Origin of the sequence: Microbulbifer okhotskensis (assembly GCF_023895975.1) — a bacterium.
Taxonomy (GTDB): domain Bacteria; phylum Pseudomonadota; class Gammaproteobacteria; order Pseudomonadales; family Cellvibrionaceae; genus Microbulbifer; species Microbulbifer okhotskensis.
The window spans coordinates 1-9,281 of the sequence record NZ_JALBWM010000133.1 but is presented as its reverse complement, the minus strand read 5'-3'; the positions used below and the strand labels follow the sequence as shown (position 1 = coordinate 9,281).

13 protein-coding genes are annotated in these 9,281 nt (G+C 52.9%); all 13 read right to left on the bottom strand.

The genetic code is table 11. The features are described from left to right. Window positions 1-109: phage tail tube protein (locus MO867_RS24355; protein WP_444875286.1), on the bottom strand; the 109-nt coding region annotated here is incomplete at its 3' end. Window positions 110-159: 50 nt separating this feature from the next. Continuing rightward, complete coding sequence (gene gpU / locus MO867_RS19015) at window positions 160-552, bottom strand: phage tail terminator protein (RefSeq protein WP_252472077.1); 393 nt, start codon at window positions 550-552, stop codon at window positions 160-162. A gap of 157 nt (window positions 553-709) precedes the next feature. Continuing rightward, window positions 710-949, bottom strand: a complete 240-nt coding sequence (locus MO867_RS19010; protein WP_252472075.1) for a hypothetical protein — start codon at window positions 947-949, stop codon at window positions 710-712. After that, a complete protein-coding gene (locus MO867_RS19005; RefSeq protein ID WP_252472073.1) occupies window positions 946-1,797 on the bottom strand; it encodes a BRO-N domain-containing protein in 852 nt (283 codons plus the stop codon). Before MO867_RS19005 ends, MO867_RS19010 begins: the two co-directional genes overlap by 4 nt. Window positions 1,798-1,813: 16 nt before the next feature. Next, the gene (locus MO867_RS19000; protein ID WP_252472072.1) at window positions 1,814-2,056 is read right to left on the bottom strand and encodes a hypothetical protein; all 243 of its coding nucleotides are present in this window, start codon (window positions 2,054-2,056) and stop codon (window positions 1,814-1,816) included. 458 nt (window positions 2,057-2,514) lie between these two features. Beyond that, window positions 2,515-2,952, bottom strand: coding sequence for a hypothetical protein (locus MO867_RS18995; RefSeq protein WP_252472071.1), 438 nt, complete (start codon window positions 2,950-2,952; stop codon window positions 2,515-2,517). 148 nt (window positions 2,953-3,100) lie between these two features. Further along, a complete protein-coding gene (locus tag MO867_RS18990; protein WP_252472070.1) occupies window positions 3,101-3,451 on the bottom strand; it encodes a hypothetical protein in 351 nt (116 codons plus the stop codon). 320 nt (window positions 3,452-3,771) lie between these two features. Beyond that, window positions 3,772-4,065 carry a head-tail joining protein gene (locus MO867_RS18985; RefSeq protein ID WP_252472069.1) on the bottom strand — a complete coding sequence of 98 codons (294 nt, stop codon included), beginning with the start codon at window positions 4,063-4,065 and terminating at the stop codon, window positions 3,772-3,774. Between the two features lie 7 nt (window positions 4,066-4,072). Beyond that, window positions 4,073-4,444 (bottom strand): DUF2190 family protein, encoded by a 372-nt coding sequence (locus MO867_RS18980; protein WP_252472068.1) that lies wholly within the window; start codon window positions 4,442-4,444, stop codon window positions 4,073-4,075. A 93-nt stretch (window positions 4,445-4,537) separates the two neighbouring features. Next, a complete protein-coding gene (locus MO867_RS18975; RefSeq protein ID WP_252472067.1) occupies window positions 4,538-6,580 on the bottom strand; it encodes a ClpP-like prohead protease/major capsid protein fusion protein in 2,043 nt (680 codons plus the stop codon). A 9-nt stretch (window positions 6,581-6,589) separates the two neighbouring features. Continuing rightward, complete coding sequence (locus MO867_RS18970) at window positions 6,590-8,071, bottom strand: phage portal protein (RefSeq protein ID WP_252472066.1); 1,482 nt, start codon at window positions 8,069-8,071, stop codon at window positions 6,590-6,592. Then, window positions 8,071-8,286, bottom strand: a complete 216-nt coding sequence (locus MO867_RS18965) for a DUF6148 family protein (RefSeq protein ID WP_252472065.1) — start codon at window positions 8,284-8,286, stop codon at window positions 8,071-8,073. Before MO867_RS18965 ends, MO867_RS18970 begins: the two co-directional genes overlap by 1 nt. Then, window positions 8,287-9,281, bottom strand: a 995-nt coding sequence (locus tag MO867_RS18960; protein WP_252472064.1) for a terminase gpA endonuclease subunit, incomplete at its 5' end; no start/stop codon positions are given.

Below are 9,281 nucleotides of genomic sequence, written 5' to 3'. Positions count from 1 at the left end.
CCGCTGGATTGCCGCCGGGGTTAAAAGAATTCACCCCAGTCACTTTCTGTACAGAATCATCTGCCGGATCAATAAAATAAATATTGCTGCCCTGAGCCAATTGGGACATAGGGATTCTCCAGTCGCTTAGTAGAAATTAAAGTCCGACGCGGAAGTGCGTCATTCAGTGGAATATTGGGCGCTGTAAGTCAGGCGCACCTCGCCCAAGGGGTGGTCCTGATCTAGGGCGAAATCAGTTTGTGATAGCGCGAAAATCTCACAAGCACCGTCCAGGGTTCGATCCTGCAGGACGCTCTCAACATCTTCGGTAGCTTCATCCAGCAGTTCATAGATATCTCCCCGACTGTGCACCACCACCGCCACAACAAGATCCAGCCGGCGGGTAGTGCCTGAGAATTCCTGCTCTGTTTGTTCAGTGGCAAAACCGACGAGGATTGCCGGCAGCTTTTCCCGTTCGATGCCTTCCGTGCTGCCTGCGGAGGGGAAGTTGTAGCCGGATAGGGTTTGCAGCTTGTTTAGTACGGCATCGCGGATAGTGATGCGTTGGGTCATTGGGATGGCTCCAAGAATTTCGGGCATAAAAAAACCCGCTCGTGCGGGTTTGGATTAGGGCGGCAGCTGCTGAACGCCCAACGGAGTGTGAAAATTGGGCGAGCGCTATTTCCTTACGGTGTTGTATTCACGCTCACAGCCGCCATAAAAAGAAAACTCAGCCCTCTATATCGGGGGAATGTAGCTGTTCCAGCACCTCGTCAAGAAATCCAGCCAACACGCCTTGAGCTTCAGGCTGTGGGCAAGACAGCTCATTAATTAGCTGTCTTGCCCAGCGGCGAACCAACAGTTCGGTATCAATTGCATCAACATCACGCAGGAACTCACACGCCAGTTGACGCCCCGTCGACTCAGCTCCTTGAACTTCACCCGTTTGAAATTCGACAATTTCATTCATGCAGCAACCTCCTCTAATGGAGATTCCGCTTTGCGGCGAATTTTTAGCTGCTTAAAATCTTCCTCAACCAAGCCGGCACCCTGAATTAGCGATAACAGCGACTCCCGGTAAACAATCGTCTGCACTGAACTGCGCTGGCCGTGTTTTTTTGTTACATCGTCATATTCAAGGTGCCCGGATTCCATCCCCTTAGACGAAATCCTCCAGGCAAGACTACCCCGCTTGTCGTAGACAGTGTCCAGCAACCCCAGGTGCCAGAGGCACAGATTTACATTTTGTGCACAGCCTTTGCCCTTGCCGGGTAACCCGGCCCGCACACCCAGTTCAGACGCGGTGATCTCGGCGGATTGCACGGAGCTGGTGAGATGGGTAACGCCGACCAGGCCTAGCACATCAACACCCTCTTCCCGCTCTGTCCAACTATTAGCCGCGAGAATTGCTTTAGGACCCTTGAGTCCGCACATTCGTGCTAACTGCAAGCGGGCACGGTGGTTCTTTGCTAGCTCTGGGTAGCCGCTGGAACGTTGACTAAGGTACTGTCCCGTTTTGCGAATGCTAGGCAAGACATCATGAGTCACCCAGCGCCTGAATGGTTTTGCTGTAGGCTTGTCAGACCGCAATACCACAGCATAAAGACCCGACTCATTAATCAACAACTGATCCCTTCGTAACCCTAAGCCAGACTTAGGGTTGCCTTTTTCATCTTCATCAAGACGCTCAGCCACTACAGTCGGATTCGACAACTCCAGTACTCGACAAACATCGGCCAAAACAAACCATGGCTCACCGTCCTGTTCGACGACTCGCAATTGACAGCTATTGAAATCAAATGGAATCACGTTACTCATAATCACACTCCTGTGGTTAATGTTCAGTACTCTGCCTTGCCGCCATACGTTCGGCGGCGTAGGTCAATCCATCCAGGACCGCGCCCTCTTCGCCACAGAGGGCACTGAGTGCGGCGTTTTTTACTGGGGAGTCGGGCCATTCCAGAATGTGCTGGCGGGCCAGGTTTAAATACTGCAATTCGCGCAACTGCTGGACATGAGCCGGCTGTAGCGCAGGTTGGGAGTGATTAAGTGTGGAGATTGCGTGGGCACTGGCCATGGGAGGGCCTCCTGAGAAGTTTTAGTTCCTAGCGGCTGCCAGTTAGTAGCTGGCAGCCGGGTCTCAACTAGAGCCTTCTCAGAAGCTCCGGGCCTATTCCCCCAGAAGGGGTCTTGTATTACGCCTCTCGACCCGGCTATAAAAGCTAGGCGTGCCAAATTGCAGGCACAAAAAAACCGCGAGGCTGTCGGGTGCGGTAACCGCTGAGAATGTTCTAGTTCTCTCAGTGTCCACCAACCCGCAGGGAGCTGTCAAGCCCTCAGCCTGAGGTTAGGCTACCCCTGTCCCAATCTCCGTTTAATCACTCCAAATATATGGTTTTCTATACAGCCGGCTTTCGCAGGCAATAAAAAACCCCACCAGCGATGACTGGTAGGGTTTTTTATTACAGCTCAGGGGGTGGATAAGAGGTCAAAGCTGCGAAGCAGCTGAACATGGCGCACTTTGTTAGCTGCGTTTTATAAAAAATAACGATGGATAAAAGCCTCGCGTACTTCCTCCAAATAATTTTCCGATTCTAATATTTGGAATATTTCATCAGGATCGTGCAAATCTAATGGAACGTCAAACAACAATACGCTATTTTTTTGAACCGTAACAAAAATTCCTGCGCCCTCGATATACAAGACGGCAAAATAGTTACCTCTCAACTCCACTTTTCTAACTTTTAATATATATTCAAAAAATTGGCTTCCATCACCTCCAATTGTGATCGCAAAGAGCTCGCTTTTGGAGACATTTTTTTTCGTGATTTCTACCTCACCCTCACCTGAACCTCCGCCCCATTCGGATTGAATGTAATCTGGAATCAACCCCTGCAACAAATTGATAATTTTTTTCCTGGCTTCAATATTTGGCTCTTCAAAAACTACTGCAAAGCTACTTACTTGTGACATAACTTCTCTCTATATTAATGCTGATTCAGCTAACGTCGTGCGCAGCGGCGGCTTACTTTGTGTATTTTTTGCGCGATAATAGGAGCGTAGCGACTGCGTAAAAAGTACACAGAGTAAGGCGTCGGTCTGCCGCACCTTTGTTAACTACTTATGCCGATGTTTGCCAATAGTAGCGAATAAATGTACCAGGCTCTTCAATTAATAAATCTTGCTCACCCCATTCACCATGTAGCGATACAACATTTGCTTTTGAATCAGGGGCACGACCTATAAACTCCTTTAGGTACCGCCTTACTGTTGAAGAATATGGATACTCTTTAAACTCAACCCCATTGCCGTAATCGAATTTCAACTCTGGATCGAACCACTCCTCTTGGGCAGTTGCCTCAAAGAACCCCATTAAGTTTGAATACTGATTTGATCTAGCTAAAGCTATGACTAGAAACTCTTCAGATCCGGTATCTTCAAATTCGAATTCGTCTAGGATTACAATCTTCATTTTTTGTAGTTAACAGTTAATTCAAAAGAAGCTTCTTTATATCACCCTGCTCTATATTTCTGAGTCCAACTTCCTTCGAAGATGAAAAAAAACTCAACAAATCAATGAGCTATCTGCACTTGGCGCAAATGTACAAAAAAAGATATAAAGCAGCATCTTTATAATTCTGTATTTTCTCTGCTTTATATCACTTTTGGAACCCTTTAAGTATCAATGGGTTACTGAGTTTCACCTAGAAATAGGAGCAGCTGCTGCTGATCTTTGTTATTAAAAGCAGGTTTTGTACATTTTTCACCCAACTGCGGGGCCTTATGAATACCTCAATCCACCAACGCCCGCCAAACTACCCCATCATCCGCCAGCCGCTTACGCACCGAATACTCCACACCATTTAGCGTAATCACCGCCTCTGAGTTGTAAGACCCCACCTCACTCACCAGCAGACTCAATTCAACACGCGGTACCCGCACGCGTTCCTCATCATCGAAGTCATCAATCTCCTGCTCAAAGATCACCTGGCAATCGATAGGATCAGCACCGCTACCATCGTCATAGGTAGCGGGCTTGCCCCATTTGCGAAACGCGCGCTCTGCGGCTCTCTGGTCCAGGTCCATGGATCACCTAGGCCTTCACGGTGCCCGGTACGCCGGTAAACTTCACGGCGAGGCTGGCAGCACCTGCGCCGGCAGCTTCGGCGGCGAAGGCGGTTGCGCCGGTAATATCGCCGGTGGCTGCCGTGGCTGCATTACTATCGAATGCGCTGGAGGTAACCACCCAGGTGAGGCTTTCGCCCTGATTGATCACTGCGGCGGATACCTTGGGCACGGTGAATACCCCATCAATAGCGAGCACGCCGGTTTCACCCACGGCGATATCATCCATCGCTATCCCCAGTACTGCGCCAACTGCTACTACCTGGCCAGAGGTAATCACCGCACTGGTGTTGTTGGTGACATCCAGCATGCGTCCGTCTTGCACAAAATTCGTAGCCATTCTCTTTCCCTCGATTGGGTTTGTAACTGAAAGTAAAAAGGCCGCGCGATGCGGCCCTTTCAAATTTGATTTGGGTTGAGGTATTAGTAGGTATTAGGTCTTGGGCGTTTTCACCATGCCTTTGGGGTCCCAGGCCTTCGCTGCGGCATCGAGGCGCACTTTGAATTCCACCCCGTCAATATTCCAGCCGTTTTGCTGTTCCAGCACTGGGGCCTGCTGGCCATCCAGGTAGAGCACTTCGATAGTGTCGTGCGCTACCGGGTCGGCATTGAGGTACCAACCATTGTGCCCGCTGAGACGACCATCGGAGATTACGCTGGCAATATTGCGCACGCTGTTGGGGGTCGTGTTGTTCTTGCTGGATGCACCCACTTCAAATTCCGATTCCAGGGCAACCTTTGCGGCCCCCTCATCGGCGATATCACACAGCAGGAATTTAGGGCGGATATTCAGGAAGGCTTCGCCATCCTTTTGCTTGCCCATCAATACCCGTGCGGCGTCGATGCTGGCGGTGTTGATGTCTGACTTGGTGGCTAGGTTGCCATGGTCGGCATGGAACAGGGCTTTGCCATCGGCCATCTTGGGATTATTGAGCAGGATGCTGAACACTAGATCTCCGACAGTGCGCACAGCGGCGAGCCCCATCTTTTGTGGGATACGGGTGAAGGCTCCGAGGTCGTCATTGATGATGGCTTGGCGATTAATAGAGAAGAGTTCACCGTAGGTAGCCAGGGCGGCGGTTTCGGCGCGCTCGCCGATGCTCACATATTTAAATTCTGCCCCCGGTGCCACTTGGCGCAATGAGGGGAAGGTGCCGAGATCCGTGCGGGTAGCGATCTTAAAATCGCTCAAGTTGCCGGTGGCAGTAAATTGCGGGAAGACTTCTGCCGCTTCTGAGTAACCCTTAAGCATGGATTTATTAGCGATATTGCCGAGGACCGTGGCGAAGTCTCCGGAGCCGTGGGTAAAGGCGGCGGCGACGATGCCCATCTTATCCAGGCCCGATAAACTCTGGCCGTGGGCCTGCATCAAGATCCGGGCAATCTCCATCATGGTGTAGCCGGTCAGCTCGTTGCCTTCGGTGCGTTTTTCCCCGAGGGCGCGCATGGCGATGGCATTTTCGGCATCGGCTTTCATGCGCTTAATACCTTCGCCTTCCTGTACCACCAGGCTGTAGCTTTGCACGGGGGTTGGGGTTTGGCTGCCGAGGGCGGTGAGCAGCTGGTCTTTGGCTTTTTCAGCGCTGCAGTCCATATCATCCAGGCAGGTTTGCATCACGGTGCTGTGGGCATCGAAGCCTTTAAATACCGCTTTAATCGCATCCTTGCGTTTTTGCTCATCGGCGGCAAATTGCGCTCTGGCATCAGCGGCAATCTGGGCTTTCATTTCTGGGGTAACCTCGGGAGCAGCGGTTGCAGCTGGCTTTGTAGAGGTGGTTGTGGTCATGGCTTGCGCTTCCTGGGTTTGGGTTTGAGTGCCTGCAACCGCAGACGGGAATCGAACTTGTGCAGGCCCCTGCGCGATTAATGCGCTCACGGCTTGCGGGGTGTTTTTAAATTGATTGAGTAGCGCGCCATTGAAGCTGGCGGCCATTTCGATTTCGGCGGTGGTATCGGTGGCGAAGCCGGCCTCTACCGCTTCGGCGCCGGTATACCAAGTCTCGTCATCCATCACTTGGCTGATTGCCTCATCGGACATTCCGGTGCGTGAGGAATACAGGCTTTTCATGGTGGCTTTGACTTTGGCCAACAGGCTCTTGGTTTTTTCCAGCGCGCGCTCGTCACCTCGGGCCACGGCACTGGGGTTGTGCACCATGTAATAGGCATTTTCAGCAATATGGACGGTATCCCCGGCGAGGGCGATCACGCTGCCCATACTGGCTGCGATGCCTTCAATCCAGGTTTCCACTTCGGCTTTGTGATCTTTGAGCAGGTTATAAATGGCGGTGCCGTCGAACACATCGCCGCCGGGGCAGTTAATGTGCAGATTAATTTTGCTGACATCACCGAGGGCTTTGAGATCTCGGGCAAAGTCTTTTGCGGTCATGTCCCAGTAGCCGATGGAGTCGTACAGATAAATATCGGCTTCACCGGTATTGGCAGCGGCGGTCATGCTGTACCAGGATTTATTCGGCATGGCGGTCTCCTACTCGGAATCAGTATTTTCTGCGGGGACCGCAGTGCGTTTAGTTGGGGTGGTGATCTTGTTTTCTCGCAGCTTTCTCTGCCAGGCAGCGGTCTGCTTAATCACATCGTCCGGCTTCTTGCCACGGCGGCGGATGGTCTGCTGTGGGCTGGCTAGAACATTTTCCAGCAGCGTTTCATCGGCACTGGCTTCATGTAACGGATTAATCCAGGGCATCACCGGGGTAATAAAATCGACGTGCATCAGCGTGGATGGATCAACATCCGCCGGCACTTTAAAAGCATCCGCCAGTAGGCCCATTTGCACCCAGCGGCGGGTGACCGGTTCCACTATTTCCTCACAGAATTCCAGGCTGAGGGTTTCGTAGTTGGCCCACTGCTCCACCAGTTCCTGCCGCTGTGAGCTGTAAGTCCCGTTGTAGTTTTTGCTGATACTGCTAAAGCTGGCCATGGTGCCGGCGGCAGCCATGCGGTGCATGGTTTCTAAAAATGGGGTTAGCAGACCACTGGGGCGGTTGCTCTGGAGGGTGCCGACAGATTCCCCGGGGCGGAGATCGTCATAGATGGCGCCGGCACTGATAGCCAGAGTGCGGTTTCCATTCTCATCATAAGACTCAGCGTCATAATTATCAGGGCTGCCCTTCTGGATAAAACCCACCATGGCCGAGGCAATCTTGGCGGCGACGCGCTCGTTTTCTTCATAGTCTTTAATATCGGTAAGGCGATTCATCACCGCCGCAAAAATAGAAACCCCTCGGGTTTGGTGCAGGCGGCGTACAAATTTCAGGTGTTCGATATGGTCGGCACTGTGGCGCCTGCGTTTCATGCGCCAGTTCAGTGAGGCGCCGGGGTGTTCGTCGTACAACCAAAAGCCTTTGGCTTCGCCCCAGGCAGATTTTTCGATGCCCTGTACGATGCGTTGGCTGGGGTCGTTGTAGCCGACCGGTAAAAAATCCGGTTCCAGACATTCGATGGTGTAGGGCACCGGGGTGCGGTGCTTTAGGCCGGGCACCGTGCCCTGCAAGTGCCGCAGTAGCGTTTCGCCATCGCGCAGCCAGGTGTTGCATAAAAGCCGCTGCGCTTTGGCCCAGCTAAATTGCCGGGTACATTCCGGGCGCCGCGCCCATTCCTTGTGGGCGTCATTCATTTGGCTGGCGAGACCATCATGGATATCGCCATCCCAGGTCTTGGGCTGGAATTCCACATCAATACCGCGCGGGCCGACCGTGTTATTCACCAGGGTGGTGAGAATGCCACAGGCAAAATCGTGGTTTTGCTCCAGGTGCCGCGCCTGGCCACGCAGGGTTTCTACATCGCCATCGGCCACCAAATCCCCGCTGCGATTATCTGCGGGGTTTTTTCGTAGGCGACTGGGGCGTGCGGCTTCATAGGCGGCAACGACTTTTAAAGCGCGACGCGCTTGCACACGGCGCAGCCCTGCCTCGGGGGCAAAGAACCCGATGAAAGAATCTAATTTATTCATCAATTAAAATTCGCGTAGGCGGGCCCAGGGCGTTTGCCGGCGGCCTTTAAAGTTTCTGCAGTGGCGCGGCGCTCCCACTCCTGTCGGCCCGCGCGGATTTCCTGCAGGTTTTCTGCGGTAAATTGGCGGCCATTAATGACCGTGGTTTTTCCGGCGAGCACGTCTATCTCGGCCTCGATATAGAGGTCGACCATCTCTTGTGCGGTTTTAGACATTTAACTATCCAGTAGGGAGCCGGCGGGCTGTGCTGGCCGCCGTGGTTGTTGAGCAACTGGTTTGGGTTTTTCGGGGGTTGGGCTTGGTTCGCTAAATAAGGTGCGCTGGCCTAACCGCGATTCGAGGGTGGACCATTTCTTTTCGTTGTATTTGTGCATGCCCATGGCGTGGGCGGCGTGTAAGGCATAGACCTCGGTATCCGTGCCTTCATTGGGGCGGCCGGGGCGCGGCTGCCAGGTTTCCCGGCCTTTGTTTTTCTTGCTCGGCGCTTTCACTTCGGCGGTGACCTGCTCCCAGTAGTCCTGCCGTACATGCTTACAGCTGTGCATATAGGCACTGGTGCCCAACAGGCGCTTGGCGATCAGGTCTTTGGCTTTATGGGTGCCAACCATATAAACCTTCACCCCGAAGCGGTCGGCCTTGGTGCGACGCTTGGGATTATTAAAATCCACCTGCCGGGGCTGATTAAAGATTTCCTTGGTACCCAAGTCTTTACTGTCACCCTTGATGGCCATCACCAGCACACCGCGATATTTTTTATCGCGGCTTCGCACCCAGTGATACACCGCATTGCTGGTGCCACCATCCCCAGAATCGATACTCACTGCCGCTGCGCGGATTTCGCCGAAGCGCTCGTGCTTAAAACTCTGGAAAACCAACTTATCCAGGGCCGACCAGCAGTCGTCTTGTTTATCGGCGGTATCGCCATCGATCTCGCCCCAGAACAGTTGCCAGGATTCTTCATTGCGGCCAAAGACGCGTATCAATATCGCCAGGCGGTCGTGCTGCACATCGATGCCCACCGTAACCAGCAGGCCACCTGCAGGGCAGAATAATTCCGGGTAATCCTCGGCAGCCTCTTGCAGCTGTTCATGGTCCAGCAGACGGCTGGCGGCATATTGGTAAGGCCGGCCCAGTTTGTTGTTCTGGAAAACAATGCGCGCGGATTCATCGCCGCTTTTGGCTTCGTGTTCGGCTTCGAGAAAATCCCGCA